11 protein-coding genes and 1 pseudogene are annotated in these 16,588 nt (G+C 68.3%); 7 read left to right on the top strand and 5 right to left on the bottom strand.

The genetic code is table 11. The features are described 5' to 3' along the window. The first annotated feature begins 53 nt into the window (after window positions 1-53). The 4 genes from SSQG_RS30010 to SSQG_RS41535 all read left to right on the top strand — a co-directional run bounded on the left by SSQG_RS30010 (window position 54) and on the right by SSQG_RS41535 (window position 8,661). Window positions 54-3,008, top strand: coding sequence for a DEAD/DEAH box helicase (locus tag SSQG_RS30010; protein ID WP_003993691.1), 2,955 nt, complete (start codon window positions 54-56; stop codon window positions 3,006-3,008). After that, on the top strand, window positions 3,008-7,186 hold the full coding sequence (locus SSQG_RS30005; protein ID WP_039933939.1) for an Eco57I restriction-modification methylase domain-containing protein: 4,179 nt from the start codon (window positions 3,008-3,010) through the stop codon (window positions 7,184-7,186). Before SSQG_RS30010 ends, SSQG_RS30005 begins: the two co-directional genes overlap by 1 nt. 330 nt (window positions 7,187-7,516) lie before the next feature. Then, window positions 7,517-7,840: a hypothetical protein gene (locus tag SSQG_RS43135; protein ID WP_003993689.1), complete on the top strand. Its 324-nt coding sequence runs from the start codon at window positions 7,517-7,519 to the stop codon at window positions 7,838-7,840. Beyond that, a complete protein-coding gene (locus tag SSQG_RS41535; protein ID WP_003993688.1) occupies window positions 7,837-8,661 on the top strand; it encodes a hypothetical protein in 825 nt (274 codons plus the stop codon). Before SSQG_RS43135 ends, SSQG_RS41535 begins: the two co-directional genes overlap by 4 nt. 54 nt (window positions 8,662-8,715) lie before the next feature. Here the strand turns inward: SSQG_RS41535 and SSQG_RS30000 are convergent, their stop codons facing one another. Together SSQG_RS30000 and SSQG_RS29995 are read right to left on the bottom strand one after the other, a co-directional pair. Continuing rightward, the gene (locus SSQG_RS30000; protein ID WP_003993687.1) at window positions 8,716-8,907 is read right to left on the bottom strand and encodes a DUF397 domain-containing protein; all 192 of its coding nucleotides are present in this window, start codon (window positions 8,905-8,907) and stop codon (window positions 8,716-8,718) included. Then, window positions 8,904-9,794 (bottom strand): helix-turn-helix domain-containing protein, encoded by an 891-nt coding sequence (locus SSQG_RS29995; protein WP_003993686.1) that lies wholly within the window; start codon window positions 9,792-9,794, stop codon window positions 8,904-8,906. The genes SSQG_RS30000 and SSQG_RS29995 overlap by 4 nt, the downstream gene beginning before the upstream one ends. A gap of 317 nt (window positions 9,795-10,111) precedes the next feature. On the opposite strand from SSQG_RS29995, the gene SSQG_RS29990 reads away from it, so the two are divergent. Together SSQG_RS29990 and SSQG_RS29985 are read left to right on the top strand one after the other, a co-directional pair. Then, window positions 10,112-10,336: a DUF397 domain-containing protein gene (locus SSQG_RS29990; RefSeq protein ID WP_003993684.1), complete on the top strand. Its 225-nt coding sequence runs from the start codon at window positions 10,112-10,114 to the stop codon at window positions 10,334-10,336. Window positions 10,337-10,420: 84 nt separating this feature from the next. Next, window positions 10,421-10,888, top strand: a complete 468-nt coding sequence (locus tag SSQG_RS29985) for a hypothetical protein (RefSeq protein ID WP_003993683.1) — start codon at window positions 10,421-10,423, stop codon at window positions 10,886-10,888. 118 nt (window positions 10,889-11,006) lie between these two features. Here the strand turns inward: SSQG_RS29985 and SSQG_RS44100 are convergent, their stop codons facing one another. Then, complete coding sequence (locus SSQG_RS44100; protein WP_425315004.1) at window positions 11,007-11,702, bottom strand: hypothetical protein; 696 nt, start codon at window positions 11,700-11,702, stop codon at window positions 11,007-11,009. 613 nt (window positions 11,703-12,315) lie between these two features. On the opposite strand from SSQG_RS44100, the pseudogene SSQG_RS29975 reads away from it, so the two are divergent. Further along, a pseudogene (locus tag SSQG_RS29975) lies at window positions 12,316-12,753 on the top strand (ATP-binding protein); the annotation flags it as partial. 232 nt (window positions 12,754-12,985) lie between these two features. Here SSQG_RS29975 and SSQG_RS29970 read toward each other — a convergent pair. Next, window positions 12,986-14,299, bottom strand: a complete 1,314-nt coding sequence (locus SSQG_RS29970) for a hypothetical protein (protein WP_158681146.1) — start codon at window positions 14,297-14,299, stop codon at window positions 12,986-12,988. A 585-nt stretch (window positions 14,300-14,884) separates the two neighbouring features. Beyond that, window positions 14,885-16,201 carry a hypothetical protein gene (locus SSQG_RS29965; protein ID WP_003993679.1) on the bottom strand — a complete coding sequence of 439 codons (1,317 nt, stop codon included), beginning with the start codon at window positions 16,199-16,201 and terminating at the stop codon, window positions 14,885-14,887. Window positions 16,202-16,588: the final 387 nt, after the last annotated feature.

Genomic DNA, 16,588 nt, shown 5'->3' with positions numbered 1-16,588 from the left:
CCGCGCACCCCCGACTCCTCGACATACCGACTTCCTAGGAACTGAGACATCTCATGAGCCCCACGTACACAGCCGGCTCACTGGTCGCCGCCCGTGGCCGGGAATGGGTGGTGCTGCCCGAGAGCGCCCCCGACATGCTGGTGCTGCGCCCGCTGGGCGGGAGCGAGGACGACATCGCGGCCGTCTTCCCCACGTTCGAGGAGGTGCGTCACGCCGAGTTCGCCAAGCCGAGCCCGGACGACCTGGGCGACCAGCGTGCCGCCGGTCTGCTCCGTACGGCGCTGCGCATCGGGTTCCGGTCCGGCGCGGGCCCGTTCCGTTCGCTGGCGTCGATCGCCGTCGAGCCCCGCGCCTACCAGCTCGTGCCGCTGCTGATGGCGCTGCGGCAGCGCACGGTGCGGCTGCTGATCTCGGACGACGTAGGCATCGGCAAGACGGTCGAGGCGGGCCTGATCGCCAAGGAGCTGCTGGCGCAGGGCGAGGCGACCCGGCTGGCCGTGCTGTGCTCCCCGGCGCTGGCCGAGCAGTGGCAGGGCGAGCTGCGGGAGAAGTTCGGCATCGACGCGGAGCTGGTGCTGGCGTCCACGGTGTCGCGCCTGGAGCGGAATCTTGAGCTGGGCCAGTCGCTGTTCGACCGGCACCCGTTCACGATCATCTCGACGGACTTCATTAAGTCGACCCGCCACCGTGAGGACTTCGTCAAGCACTGCCCCGACCTGGTGATCGTCGACGAGGCGCACACCTGCGTGGCCGCCGACGACCCCGCGCAGGGCGGCACGTCGTCCGCGACGAACCAGCTCCGCTACGAACTGCTGCGGAAGGTCTCCGCCGACGCCGACCGCCACCTGCTGCTGCTGACGGCGACTCCGCACTCCGGCAAGGAGTCCGCGTTCCGCAACCTGCTCGGCCTGGTGCGGCCCGAACTGGCGACGCTGGACCTGGAGACGCCAGCGGGGCGGGCGAAGCTCGCCGAGCACTTCGTGGCCCGCAAGCGCGCCGACGTGCGCGACTACCTCACCAAGGAGGACGGCCTCGCCGACGACTCGCTGGCGGAGCGGACCGCGTTCCCGTCCGACCGCTGGACGAAGGACGAGCCGTACAAGCTGACCCCGGCCTACCGGGCGCTGCTGGACGACGCGATCGCCTACGCCCGCGACCGCGTCGAGGCGGCCGGCGAGCAGGGCAAGCGGGAGGCCAGGATCGCCTGGTGGTCGGTGATCGCGCTGCTGCGTTCCATGGTGTCCTCCCCGGCCGCCGCCGCGCAGACCCTGAAGACGCGCTCCGAGTCCGCCACCGCCCGCACCGCGCAGGAGGCGGACGTGCTGGGCGCCCCGGTGGCCGCCGACTCCGCCGACAACGACCGCCTGGAGGGCATGGACGTCGCGCCCGGCGCCGCCGAGTCGGAGGACGCGGGCGCGCGGCTGCTGGAACTCGCCCAGCGGGCCGAGCAGTTGGTGGGCCCGGCGGAGGACGCGAAGCTGAAGGCGCTGACCCGGCACCTGAAGGGGCTGATCTCCGAGGGGTACCACCCGATCGTCTTTTGCCGCTACATCCCCACCGCCGACTACCTCGCCGAGCAGCTCGACGGCAAGCTCGGCAAGAAGACGAAGATCGCCGCCGTGACCGGCACCCTCTCCCCGCAGCAGCGCCTGGAGCGGATCGAGCAGCTCGCCACCGAGGCCGCCGAGGCGGGCGACGACCCGGCCGTGCGCCGCGTGCTGATCGCCACCGACTGCCTCTCCGAGGGCGTCAACCTCCAGCACCACTTCGACGCCGTCGTCCACTACGACCTGGCCTGGAACCCCACCCGCCACGACCAGCGCGAGGGCCGCGTAGACCGCTACGGCCAGAAGCGCGACCAGGTCCGCGTCATCACGATGTACGGCGAGGACAACGGCATCGACGGCAAGGTTCTGGAGGTGCTGTTCAAGAAGCACCGCCAGATCAAGAAGGATCTGGGCATCTCCGTCTCCGTCCCCGACGAGACCGCGAGCGGCGTCACGGACGCCGTGGTGGAGTGGCTGCTGCTGCACGGGCGGCAGGGCAGCCAGGAGAGCCTGTTCGAGATGGACGGTCACCAGGAGTCCTTCGACCGCATCGAGCGGGAGTGGAGCTCGGCCGCCGAGCGGGAGAAGACCTCCCGCTCCAAGTACGCGCAGCGGGCCATCCACCCGGAGGAGGTCGCCCGCGAGGTCGCCGCCGTACGGGCCGCGCTCGGCGGTGCGGAGGAGGTGCGCGAGTTCGCGCTGGAGGCGCTGCGGGACCTGGACGCGCTGGTCCGCGACCCTCGTGACGGCAGCGGCGACTTCACCGCGCAGGTCGGCGGCACCCCGGCGGGGCTGCGCGACGCGCTCGCGGCCACGCTGGGCAACCGGCTTGTCGAGGAGGACCGCGAGATCCCGTTCCGCACGACGCCGGCGATCGGACGCGGCGAGGCCGCCCTCGTCCGCACCGACCCGGCGATCGGGGCCGTCGCCTCCTACGTCCTGGACTCGGCGCTCGACGCGAAGGCGCTGGGTCCCCGCCCGGCCCGCCGCTGCGGTGTGGTGACGACGGACGCGGTGGGCGTGCGCACCACGCTGCTGCTGGTCCGCTACCGCTTCCACCTCACCCTGCCGTCCCGCACCGGTGAGCGGCAGGTGGTCGCCGAGGACGCGCGGCTGCTGGCCTACGAGGGCCTGCCGCAGCGCGCCCGCTGGCTGGACGACGACGCGGCCGCCGCGCTCCTCGGGGCCCGCGCCACCGCCAACACCCACGAGCTGGCCGCCCGCAACGCCATCACCCGCGCCTTGGAGGGCCTGCCCGGCCTCGCCGACCACCTCTCCGAGTACGGCACCCGTCTGGCCGCCGAACTCGACGCATCGCACCGCCGCGTGCGCAAGGCCAACGAGGAGATCGTCCGCGGTCTGAAGGTCGTCCCGCAGGAGCCCGCCGACGTCCTCGGCGTGTACGTCTACGTGCCGCCCGCCGCCCCCGCCGCCTCTACCGTGTCCGGAGCCGAAGCCTGATGTCCGCCGCCGCCACCCGCACCGCCCTGGCCTTCACCGCCGTCACCACGGTCGGCGGTCTGCTCCCCGCCGACATGCTGCTGCGCATCGCCGAGGCGCGGAACCTGCCGGGCACCAAGCCCGCCGACTACGGTTTGCCCGCGTCCGTGCCCGTCCGGGACGAGGCCGAGCGCGCTTGGGAGTACCTCAAGCCGCTCTGGCGCGACCTGCGCGCCGCGCTGCCTTCGGACCCGGTCACGGGTGCGCCGTCGGCCGACCCGACGGGGCGGGCGGGCTCCGACTGGCTCGCCCAGTTGTTCCGCAAGCTGGACTTCGGGGCGCTGACGGAGGTCGGGGCTGGGGGTGTTCCGGCCGACTCCGATTCGGAGAAGCGGTTTCCCGTGTCGCATCGGCACGGTCCGGCGCTGGTGCATCTGGTGCCGTGGAACCAGGAGTTGGACAAGCGTCCGGCGGCCGGTCAGGTCCCGGCGCAGTCGATGCTCCAGGACTGCCTGAACCGCACCGAGGCCCACCTGTGGGCGGTGCTCACCAACGGGCGCCGGCTGCGGCTGCTGCGGGACTCGTCGTCCTTCGCGACGGCGGCGTACGTCGAGTTCGACCTCGAGGCGATCTTCGACGGGGAGCTGTTCAGCGAGTTCGTGCTGCTGTACTGCGTGCTGCACGCGTCGCGGTTCGCGGTGCCGGAGGGGGCTGCCCCGGCCGGGTGCTGGCTGGAGAAGTGGCGGACGGTCGCCATCGAGTCCGGTAGCCGGGCGCTGGATCACTTCCGTGACGGCGTTCAGGCGGCGCTGACCGTCCTCGGTACCGGGTTCCTGAGCCACCCGCACAACAACGAACTCCGTGAGCGTCTGGACGTCCACGCCTTCCAGACGGCGCTGCTGCGGCTCGTCTACCGCATGATCTTCCTCTTCGTCGCCGAGGACCGGGGTGCGCTGCTGGACCCCGATGCGGATGAACAGACCCGCGAGCGTTTCATCCGCTACTTCTCCACCGCGCGCCTGCGCCGACATGCCCTGCGCCGTCTGGGCACGGCCCACGACGACCAGTACCAGGCCCTCCTGCTCCTGATCGACGCGCTGGGTTCTGAGGACGGCCGTCCGGAGCTGGGGTTGAAGGGCCTCGGTGGCCTCTTCAACGACGGCCCCGCGGACAAGCCTCTGCACGGGGCGCGGCTGGCCAACCGCCACCTGTTCGAGGCGGTCAAGCACATGGCACGTGTGCGCGACACGGGCTCCGGCCGTTGGCGTCCCGTCGACTACCAGCACATGGGAGCCGAGGAGCTCGGCTCCGTATACGAGGCACTGCTGGAGCTGGTGCCGAAGCACAGCGTGGCCGACCGCACCTTCGAACTGGTCGATCGCATCGGTAACGACCGCAAGAAGACCGGTAGTTACTACACCCCATCGGCACTCACCGAGACGCTGCTCGACTCGACGCTGAACCCGGTGATAGACGATGCCGTCAGGCGCGGGGAGCAGCGGGCGAACGCGGAGGGTCGGCTCAGCCCCACCGATACGATCGTCGAGGAACTCCTCTCCCTCACAGTCTGCGACCCCGCCTGCGGATCGGGCCACTTCCTCGTGGCGGCTGCCCGCCGCATCGCCAAGCGGGTGGCCGCCGTCCGCGAGCGCAACCCGGAGCCCACAGCCGAGGCTGTACGGCATGCCCTGCACGAGGTCGTCGCGCGGTGCGTCTACGGCGTGGACCTCAACCCGATGGCGGTCGAGTTGGCCAAGGTATCGCTGTGGTTGGAAGCAATGGAACCGGGCAAACCCCTCAGCTTCCTGGACGCCCATATCAAGCATGGCAACGGTCTGATCGGGGTGACCCCAGCCCTGATGCGCGACGGCATCCCAGAGAAGGCGTTCAAAACGACAGAAGGCGACGACGATGCTTGGGCGCGGCAGTTGCTCAACCGCAACACGGAGGAACGCAAGGGCCAGGGCGTTCTGTTCGAGGCGCAGACGGAGACGAACGTCGCCAACACGTCCTTCGCCCGCAGCCTGCGCCATATCACCGCGTCTCCGGCCGACAACCTCACCGAGGTCCGCCGTAAAGAAGCCGCCTATCGTGACTGGTCCACGTCGGACGACTACCTCCACGCCCTACATTTGGCGGACGCCTGGTGTGCAGCCTTCGTCTGGGTCAAGCGCAAGGAGTCGTCACCAGCGATCACTCACAAGGTGTTCCGGGACCTAGAGGCACCTGACGGCAACGGGGCATCCCAGTCGACACACGACGAGATTGTGCGCCTACGTGACCAGTACGCCTTCTTTCACTGGCACCTAGAGTTCCCCGAAATCTTCTCGGTGTTGGAAGACGGAAACACACCGGCGGAAGCGGCTGCCGCCAGCCCGACAATGGGTTGGTCCGGCGGGTTTTCGTGCGTGGTGGGCAACCCACCGTGGGATCGTTCCGAGTTCGAAGACAAGAAATATTTTAGCGTGACAGAGCCGTCCATCGCCGAGCTGTCAGGCGTCGCTATGCGCAAGCGGATTGCCACCTGGCTTCAAGAGAATCCGGCCGAGGCTGAGCGATACCAGAGCGCGCGCCGAACACTGAAGTCCACTTTCATGTTCGCGGCAAACTCTGGCGTTTTCCCCCTGTGCGCCGAAGGGCTCACCGCCGGAGGCGTCACCAAGCTGCAGACGGACCAACTATTCACCGAGCTCTTTTCATCAATCTGCAGCCCAAACGGCCGGTTCGGATCCATCATCCCGACCGCCATCGCCACGAATGCCGGAGGGCAGTTTCTGTTCGGCGACTTCGTCCGCATAGGCACATTGGCATCGCTGTACGATTTCGAGAACCGCCGCCCGAAGTCTCCCGCTCTACCCAAAGGCGGAAAATGGTTCGCGAGTGTGGATTCTCGTTACAAGTTCTGCCTACTTTCCCTCACCGGGCGGGCCACCCGTGCGGATGCGAGCCGCATCGGCTTCTTCCTCTCGGAAACAACGGACATCCATGACTCAACCCGTGTCCTCGCCCTAGCCCCGGATGACCTGGCACGGATGAGCCCAAACACAGGCACCCTCCCCGTATTTCGCACACAGCGAGATGCGGATTTGACATCGACGATCTACCGGCGCTTTCCGGTATTGCAAAACGAAAAGTCATCAGATGGAAACCCGTGGAATATCGACTTCAAGTACATCATTCGGAGCGCTAATGACAGGGAAATCATTCGCCCACGCGCCGAACTAGAAGAAGAGGGCTGGGAACTTCAAGGGCACTCTTTCGTACGCGGCAATGAAAGAATGCTTCCCCTGTACGAAGCTAAGATGGTCAACTTCTTCAATCATCGAGCTGCCGATGTCATCAAGAGCCTCACTGCTGTCAACCGGCAGAACCAACCCCGCTATCTGCCTGCGACCGAGCTGCAAGATCCAGCGCGACAGGCGTTCCCGCTCAGCTGGGTTCAAGATGCTGGAACTATTTCGGTGGAGCGGAACGGCCGGAAGGTCGAAGTGCCAGGGGTCAGTATGCGCCTGGCTGAAGCACACTGGCAGCATGACTGGCTCTGCGGCTGGTGCGACGTGACCGCTTCAACTAACGAACGTACCGCCATTCCAGCCTTCATTCCCCGCGTAGCCACCCTCAATACCTATCCACTGATGCTGCCCCAGGTTCCGCCCAGGTTCGTCGCAGCCCTGATCGCCACCCAGTCATCCCTGGTGTTCGACTTCGTAAGTCGTCAAAAGATCAGTGATGCTCACATGAAGCTCTTCACGTGGAAGCAGCTACCTGTCCCCACCCCCGCTGTCCTCGAACCTCATCTCCCCTTCCTCCTACCTCGCGTCCTCGAACTCGTCTACACCGCCTACGACATGACTCCACTCGCCCGCGACCTGAGCGACGAAGGCGAACCGTACCGGTGGGACGAAGACCGCCGCACCCAACTGCGCGCCGAGCTGGACGCGTACTTCTTCCACCTTTACGGGATCTCCCGCAAGGACACCGACTACATCCTGGAGTCCTTCCAGTCGGAGTCGGGCGGCCTGAAGAACAACGAGATCGCCAAGTACGGCGAGTACCGCACCAAGCGTCTCGTCCTCGCCGAGTACGACCGCATGGCCGCCGCCGGGCTGACCCTGGAGAACCCGCTCACCGAGGGCGAGTCCGGTACCTACCGCTCCACCCTCACCCCACCCCCCGGTCAAGGTCCCCGCCACGACTGACCTGCCCCCGGGGGTGGCCCCCCCGGTGGCCATCCCCGGGCCTGCCCCACCGCTCAGCCAAGGAACAACGCACGTGGTACGTCGAAGCCAGACAGCAACCCTCGTTCGGTCGTCGTCCTGACCTCGGGTACCGACTGGGGCACCCGCGCCGCCGGGCAGCGGCGGAGCAGCGGGGCCGAGGAGCCCATACCCAAGCGGCAGCCCGCGAAGATCAAGGCCCTGCACCAAGCCCTTCACCTGGCCCGCGCGGCGATCGGCAGGAAGAACTGGCACGCAGCGCGTTACGCACTCAGCCGGGCCCGCGCCCTCACCAACCCCCTCCCCACGAACGTGGCCATTCGCGAGCGCGAGCAACTGTCGGAACTCCGCAGGAAGTTTGCGGCCCGCAATACGCCGGCTGCGAAGATGGCCAAGCAGGCGAAGGTGACTCAGGTCAAGCGGGCGGGCGGCGGCAAAAAGTCCGCCCCCAAGAAGGCCACGGCAAAGAAGGTTGAGCAGCAACCGAAGCCCGCACCCGTGCGCGACCTCGGTGACCGCTTCATCAACCGCGCAGCCCTCGGCTACGCTCCCACGAACAAGGCAGAGCATCGTTGTGTATCTACCCCCTCCGGCCAAGCTCTCGCAGGCCGGCCCGCCAGGAAGCATGACGCGTGACCTATGACATATCGGACGCTCAGGTCGCCGAATTTCGCGCCCATGGGCCCGCCATCATCGAGGCATACCTGGAATCCAAAGGTTGGCAGCGGAACCGCAGTGACAGCCCGCGTAACATCTGGTACTGGCAGAAGACCGCCTGGAACCTATGCCCGTACTGCGACGATCCAGATGGCCCGATCAAAGAAGATCCGTATTGCCCTGCTCATGACGATGCCACGTGGGCTCTCGTATGGCCCTACGGAGACGGAGCTACGGCTTACGACGCCTTGCGCACACTGTGTCAAGCAGAGGAACGCGGGCCGGAAAAGATCCTCCATGCACTGACCCTGCGCGGTCGCGACGAAGTCCGGGCACGAGGCGGCACTTCATTTTGGAAGGACATCGCGACCCCAAGTCTAGGTATCGAGTTCTTCGCGACACTCAACGACGTGCTGGCGTTGACTGCGGGACCCGACGAGGGTCCGGAGTCACCCAACAAGCACCCGTACGCGGTCGAACTGGTCTCCGAGAGCGAAGTGTTGTTCAGCTTTCCCCACGACGAACCACCGACGCGTGGCAAGTCACCCTCCGCAAGTCGGCAAGCGGCACAGCTTCTCTATGCAGCCGCATGCGGCCAGGAAGACTCCGACCGCGGCACTCATGTGGCGACGAGGTATGCAACCGGCGAGTGGACCACGGTAGAGGTCCTTGGACCGGAAGACCTACCTCCGTCAACTCCCCTCGAGAATAACGTCAGCTCGCTCGTCCACCAGTTCGGCCTACGAATCTGGACGTTCGACCTGGCGCTTCCTTCGAAGCGCCTCACCTCTTCCTTGTAAACCGTACGAGGTGTGCTGTCCGCTGCTCCAGCGGACAGCACACCCTCAAGTCGCTCAGCGCTCCGACGCGAACCGTACGAACTGGCTCCAGCCTTCGCGGCCGACGGCGAAGGCCGGACGGGTCACGTCCTTGGAGTCCCGTACGTGGATGACCTGTTCGGCGATCGCGATCTCCACACAGCTGTCGCCCTGGCTGCCGCTGTAGCTGGACTTGAACCAGGCGAGTTCCGATGTACCGCTGCTCATAGCTCTCCTCGCAGTCGCTCCAGCAGGTCCCGGGATTCTGTCGGGTTCAGGGCCTGCGAGCGCAGTGTGTCATAGCGTTGGCAGAGCAGAATCATCTCTTTCGGGTCGGAGATCAGCCGACCGTTCTGCTGTCCCTCGGAGTACCCGAGCCGTCGCCCCTCCGAGGTCTCCAGAATCTGTAGGGGGCCATCCAGGCACGCGTGCAACCGCGCCTCCACCGGCACCACCTGAAGCGTCACGTTGCGCGGAGCCGTGAGCTCAAGGACGTGGTCCATCAACCCACGCATCGCCTCGGCATCACCGAACTGCCGCCGGAACACGTGCTCCTCGACGATAAAGCTGAACGGCACCGTCGGCCGCTCCCGCATCATCACCTGCCGCTCCATCCGCGCGGCGAGCTGCACTTCCAGCTCCTCGTCCGTACGCAGCGGAATCGTGCCCTCGAACACCGCCCGCGCATACGCCTCCGACTGCAACAACCCCGGAACCAACCGGCACTCGTACGTACACAGACTCACCGCCTCCCGCTCCAGCCGAGCCCACCGCCGGAACCACGCCGCCAGCCCCGCCTCGCCCCGCGTGAGATGCCGCGCCGCCTTCCGCAACGCACCCGTGTTGCCCAGTGCCTCCTCCGCACGCTCCACGAACGCCTCGTCCGGCATCCGCCGCCCCAACTCCACGGACTCAACCGTGTGTTTGGAGTACTGGACCCGGGCGCCGAGGTCGACCCGGCTGAGCCCCGCATGCTCGCGCAACGCCTGGACGACCGCCCCGAACGTCCGCAGGCTGTCCGACGGATGCGGCTCCCGCTCCCACTCCCCCGCCGGAACCGCCCGCGCGCCGGCGCTTCCGGCCGCCGCCTCCCCCTCGACCCCGACCACGTCCATCCGCCGCCCCTTTCGTCCGCACCGCACCGCACCGCGACGGCAGTTCCACACGCCGCTCACTCGCCCACAGACTGGCGGATCATCAGACGTACCGTCCACTCTTCGTGTCCGTACGCTGACTCAGCGTACGGGGTGCCACACTCGTCCCCGCCCTGGCCCGACCGCCACTCTGAGACCACGGAGATCCAGGCCGACCGTCCGTGTGCACCGCTCACCTGCGGAAACACCCAGACGGCACGCCCCCTCCGTGCACTCCCGCCCATCACGGGCGGCGGCGGCCGGACTCGGCCGCGTCAGACGAGCTGGAAGGTGCAGTCATGCAAGACGGAACCCACCTGTACGCCCTCGACATCAGCGCGGCCTCGTTCACGAAGGCGTGCGGCGGCCCCTGCACGGAAGGGTGCGTGACCCTCGCCCGGATCGGTGAGGACGCCTGGGCGCTGGGCGACAGCAAGCGGCCGGACGCAGCACCGCTGCGGTTCACCACGGAGGAACTGAACGCCGCCGGTATCGACCCGGCCCGCTTCGGCCTCGGCGCCTGACACCCTCCCTCCCCCTCCCCTGTCGCCGGCCGGACCGGGTCCCTCCCCGCGTCCGGTCGGCGCTCCGCACTCCGGGAGCAGAACGTGCACCACCACGCCTACCTCTGGACCGGCCCGAAGACACGCTTCGACGACGAGGCCCTCCGACGGCCCCCGCACCCCGATCCCCCGCCAGCCGGGAGCAGACCGGAACTGATCGAGCGCTACCGCCTGGTGGCCGCAGAGTTCCGCACGTCGGACCTCCCGCCCCTGGAGACGGCGTACTGGCTCATCAAGCCCCGCTCGCTGGTGCGGGGCACCTGGGAGGAAGCGAAGGAGGCGGCGGCCTGGCTGGGTGAGCGGCTCGCCGAGTACGCCCCCCGGTTCGCCGCGGAGCACGACCGGGACACCGCGCGCCTGGCCCGGCTGGTGAACTCCGCCGCCGAACAGCTGCACGCGGGCGGCGACGTGTCGTACGGCCGCTACCTCGAACGCCCCTCCTACCTCGCCCTCGCCGTGGTGACGTGCTCCCCGAACCGCACGGCCCCCGAACTGCCGTGCCCCCGCGCATAGTCGGGGGCCCGGGTCTTCCCGTACCGCGCAGGCGCTCCGGCTCCGGTGAGTGAGCCGAGCCGGGAGTCGAGGGGCCGCCGGGCGGTGGGCGCACAGGAGGTTTGACAGGCACGGCAGTTCACTGGATCAGGTCTGTGTGCGGATGCTCGGGAGAGGCCGGACAGACGTAGAGCTGCATGTTGTCCGCCCTGCCCACTTCCACCTTCGTCGGCTGCGCGGGGGACAAGCCGGCGCGGTGACCGGCGGCGTAGGCGCCGGCCCGGTCCTCGTAGGGCGCCCAGCCGCGTCGCTCACCACCGTCCCATTCGAAGGAGGCGATGGTCAGCAGCGGGACCATCTGGGCTTCGCAGACGGCGCAGTACCGGCGGTACGGGTCGGTGCGGCCCCACGGCGGCCAGCCACCGACCTTTCCGCCGGGAGCGTCCGCCAGATTGCCGTCGTAGAACTCCGCCGGATACTCCGCGTACGAGCCGTCCACGTCCACGCCGGCTGCCTGCCATCTGCTCCAGTCCCCCACCACTTGCCTCAACTCCGGACCCCGATCAAGGCTGTTGGGATACTCGGTGATCGCTTCCGGTGCCAGCAGGCACGGCTCCGGTACGTAGCCCGGGTAGTTGACCTCGTACGGTTCCGGTGGCGTGGCGAGGACATCGCCGACCGAGGCGGCGGAACGCCAGAACACCGCGGTCGCGGGCTTCCAGTCCGGCTCGTGGTCGTAGGGGCACCAGAGGACCTGGAGCAGATCGGCCTCTCCGGGCGGCCGCAACAGGGGTACGTCGCGCAGGTACAGCTGGGCCACGGGCAACAGGGGCACCGGGCACTCCGCGGGCCGGGGTGGGCCGGCGTCGAATCGCTCCGCGAGCCGCGCGGCGTTCCGCTCCTTGATTTCCTCCTCCTCGGGCGTGAACTCGGGACCGTGGGGATCACGGTGCAGCCGGGCCAGCCTGCGCCTCGTCAGCCGTACGTCTGCCGGCGACTGGCGGAACCCGCTGTCCCCGTGCAGGTGCGAGGCTTCGCAGTGCGGCGACGGCTCCTCGGCCGGCCACAGCAACGGCCCCCGACCGAGCTGTCCCTGACCGAAGGCGACCCGGGACGGGGGTGCAGCCGTATCGCGGGACGCGCCAGTGGAGCCAGTTCGGGAAAGACCGCGGTCACCTCGACAGGCCGCGGCGGAGTCGTACGGACGAAAACCATGCCGGCGATCCTGCCACCAGCCACCGACAGTCCCTCGCCACCTCGATCGGCGCCCACGCTCAACCGACCGCGATGCCCCACCCACCGCACGGGAACCCTCTGCCGCCTTCCCGCGTTCCTCACACAGCATCGCGCGAATCCGGCGTACCGCCCGCCTTACCCGTCCGTACGCCTACCCTCCGTACGGGGCGCGGCACTCGCCCCCACCCGCATCCGGCCGCCAGTCTGGCGCCATGAACCACGCAACACCCCAAGTGGGCGCCCCTGTCGCGACCTTCACCCAGCTGCTGTCGTCCACGCGGCGCGGCGCCCGGCTCGCCCGACTCCTCGCGGTGACCGAGCTGCGCTCCCGAGGCGCGTCCCACGACCTCACGGAGCGTGCCGAACTCGTCGTCGGGGAGCTGGCCGCCAACGCCGTCCTGCACGGCCGCGTGCCCGGCCGCTGCTTCCGGCTGACCCTCGTCCTCGACCCGGCCGCCGGCCGCCTCCGCATCGAGGTCAGCGACGCCCGCGGAGACCTCCGCCCGCTCCCCCGCCCCACGGACACCGCGCCCGACCCCCTCCCGACCGGCGGACGCGGCCTGACCCTCGTCACCGCCCTCGCCGACCACTGGGACTGCGTCCCCTACCCGCCCAGCGGCAAGACCGTCCGCGCAGTGCTCTCGTGCCCACGCGCCAAGTCACCCCGAACGCCGCGGTCACCTCTCCGCAGCGGGAGCGACGTACCGCTGCGGGCAACGGCCATCCCTGGACTTCCGTCGCGCAGAGATCTGGGCACAGCGCCGATCACATCTGTATCGGGCAGGCCGTCGCTGACCGACTGAATCGGCAGGGGCCGCGACGCGCAGAGTTCCGCAAGGGAAGCACGTGCCACCAAGGTGGCTTGAACCCTCGGCACGGCGCTCAGTTTGTGCGGGTGTTTGACAAATGCGGCCCCACGTAGCCGACTATCACCTTGCCTGTCGAGCCCGCTGTGTCGTCGTAGAAGTGGATGCGAGGCGCGATCCTTCCCTTGTTGTCGATCTTTATGTGGGCTTCCATGAACACCTTGCCCGAGGCGTCGACCTCCAGCGGCACAGGAAGCAGGCGTTGCTGCCGGAACTTCCTGTCGTTGCGCACGGAGTCGGACTCCACCATGGCCACACGCGTCACCGGATACGTGCGCATGCCCTGAGGGGAAGCCTCGCAAAAATCCCGGAAGGTTCCGTCGAATCCTTGCTCGCCGGCGCTGCTCGCCCCGTACGAATCCAGCGCCAACAGGGCGTCCCACACCTTCGACGCCCAGGTCGAGCTCTTCATGTCGTCGTCGAGGTCCTCCGCCTTGCTCGTGTCGTAGGTCAGAACAAGATGCCTCATACGCTCGTGCACGCGTTCGTTCAGTTCGGCGAAGGACATCGGCGCCGGTTCCTCCGCCGACGGCGTGTAGGCGTCCTCCGCCCGGCCGGCCTCCACCAGCCGCTGCTGCAGAACCGCCACTTGATGGCGCATCGCGGACAGCTGTGCCTGAGTGGCGTCGTGGTCGGCGATTTCGTCCTCGTAGCGGTCGGTCGCCTCCCGCAGCTGCTCATCGAGCGCACGCCGGCCACGCTCCGCCAGGTCCCGGGCGCTGGCGGCCTCACTCAGCTCTTCCAGCGCTTTGTCGATCGTCTCGTTGGCCGTGTTCAGCTGGGCACGCAGAGAGCCGACGGTCTCGTTCCCCGATGACTCAGCGGTCTGGGACCGTGCCGCGCGCAGATCCTTGAGGACCTCCTCGATGCCCGGAAACGCGGGCTCGGCGAGCAGGGGTGGCTGCGGTGTGGTGACAGCGTGCTGGCGCGGGTACCTGGAGATCCGGACGTCTGCGTTGCGGAACTCCGGATCACTGAGCCGCCGGTACGTCAGGAGGCGGTGCCGCCGACCGTCTTCGGCGGAGCCGAGGGCGACGTCCGGAAGATAGGTGCGGATCTGGCCGGGGAACACGTCGTGCCGGTCTCCGGCGATTTGTCGGAAGGCGGAGACGGCCTCTCGTTCCAGCCGGAACACCGAGGCGATTCCGACCAGATTCCTGACGACCCCCGTCAGTAGCTTTTCCCAGGCGGGATTGTCGTTGGGCGGCTCCGCCGCGAGGACCAAAGGCAGTTCTCGGGTGGGATCGGTGAGCGCGGACGTGAGCAGGCCGACGGAGTCGGGGCCGATCAGGTGAGGTGCTGTGGTGAGCCGAATCGTCCCGTCCGACACATTGAAGTGATCGAGGATCTCACGGACGAGCCGAGGCGGGACCGGTGTGACCTGCCGTCTGCCCGGACTGGGGTAGTGCTCCAGGTCGACACCGACGTACGCCACTTGCGACTCACGGTCGACAGCGGACGTGAGCGTCGTCTGCCAAGTCCCCTCCTGCCTGTCCTCCTTGCTCTCCCGTAGACGAAGCCGCAGCGCAGTCTGGTGGCCGTCGGTGTCGTAGGAGTCGGTCACGGTGAGGGTGTAGGTGTCCGTGAGCCGATGGACGCCCGAGGAAAGGTGCGTCCCCAGTCCCTTGCTCTCCAGCCAGGAGGTGAAGCACGAGCGAGCCCCGGCGAACATCTGCTCCTGCTCGTCGTCGGGGATCGGTAGTACCGCCCGGTAGACCAGCGGGTTCTCAGCGCGCGGCTCGTCTCGGACGAACTCGCCCCGGCCCCAACGCATTGCCTGCGGTGTGGGCTTGCGGCTGGGCATCACCAGTGGAGTGGGTCTCAATGCCGGCCTCCTGCTTGATCGACGAACGGGAGGAATACCCGATGGTGGCGAACAGAACCGATCACGGAGTGAGTGCGAGCGCGCCTGCGCCTACGCGGGCAGCGCGGGGAACACCACCACCGAGCCGTCCCGGTCGCGGGCGATCTCGATCGCCACGTCCGTCGGGCGGCCGTTGAGTGCGACGCCGTCACCCAGGCGGCGGATCTGGTACGCCGCGCGCAGGAGCCGGTCGACCTCACCGGTCGTGAAGACGGGGCGCTTGCTGTTCGGGCGCGCCAGCTCCAGCGTCGACAGGCGCACCAGCACACTGGCGATGCCCGACTCCAGCTCGTCGAGACGCCGCACGTCGTCCTTGAGGGCGCGGGCGAAGTTCTCGAACAGGTTGTCAGGCTCGCTCTGGGCTCGCTCGACCGCCTGGAGGACGTTGACGCGCCGCTTCAACGCCATGGCCAACTGCGCCAGTTCGACGTGGGTGCGGAACGTGCCGCCCTGGTCGTCCACGCCGGGGAACGACTCGGTCAGCGTGCCGATCTCGACGGGCTCGCCGGCGGGCAGCTTGTCGAGCGCGCTCCGCCAGCGGGCCAGACGGATGTCGGCCTTGCTCAGTGCCGTGTCGATGGTGTGCACCGCCGAGTCGAGTCCCAGCGAGACACCGAGCTTGCCCTGGTCGAGCAGGATGGCCGTGGCCTTGTCGATGGCGGGACGGCAGCCGTTGAGTGCGCTGTGCTCGTCGTCGAGCTTGTCGGCCTGAAGCTGCTCCAGCAGGTCCGTGATGTGCGCGATGGCCTGCTGCCGCTTGCGGTCGGCGTGCGCGCTCACCCCGACGGCCACCGCCATGAGCACGAGCGGAGCGGCCACGGTGAGCACCGTGCCACCCGCGGCCGCGGCGCCGGCGGTCGCACCCGCGCCGCCGACCGTGCCCGCCGCCGCTGCCCCACTGACCGGCACAATGGTCGCTTTCGCGGCGATCTGGCCCGTCGCCGCATGCACGAGGTCGCCGTAGAACCCGCCCGTCGATCCCTTCGGCTCCATCCAGGTGACCAGCCCCTGTCCCAACTCGGTGGCGACCCTCGCCGGGACCACCACGCGGCACAGGATCTCGCCGGAGGCCGTCGCCTTGGCGACCGTGGCGGAAGCCTTCGCCGACTCGGTGATGAGCTGCGACAGGTGCTGCGCCAGGGGGCTGGCGGCACCGAGCGGGATGCCACGGCTGCCGTCGAGCTTGTCGGGCAGCGGGTGCGCCTCGAGCGTGGCGATCGGCTGGTCGGCCAACGCAGCCAGCACACTGCGCAGTTCAGCCAGCCGCTCAGCCGTCATCGGCCCGTCCCCGAACACGGCCGGCACCTGGACATCACGTGTCGCCAGCGTCCAGACCGGAACGCTAGTTGCCTTGCGATAGTCGATCATCGTCCCCCCAGAATCAAGGTGCTCAAGCCTACGGCTGACGCCACACCAAGACGGTAAATTGCCCGTCCTGCTGAATCACAGCACCCGGGAGTCACTCCGCTGTATCGGGCCGTCCGGTACCGGGCCGGCTTGCCTTGACGGCCCAAGTGATGCCTCGTACCAGTTGTCTGCTCGGTGGCACCGGCGGCGTTCCGCCTCCCTCTCAACTTCACCCACCGCAGAGGCACTAGGCAACAAGTCACTCTAGAGAATGAGTCTGTTGACATCGCCAACATACCCACCCTACGGTGCCTGGTGTTGCGTAGGTAGGGGTTAACGGCAGTGGATATGTGGCGGGAAGACACGGGCGCCGACCGAGGACTGGCATAAGCGGGGGGGGCACCACGT

Origin of the sequence: Streptomyces viridochromogenes DSM 40736 (assembly GCF_000158955.1) — a bacterium.
GTDB classification, from domain to species: Bacteria; Actinomycetota; Actinomycetes; order Streptomycetales; family Streptomycetaceae; genus Streptomyces; species Streptomyces venetus.
The sequence above is the reverse complement of the archived record's forward strand: the minus strand, read 5'-3'. Positions and strand labels throughout refer to the sequence as shown.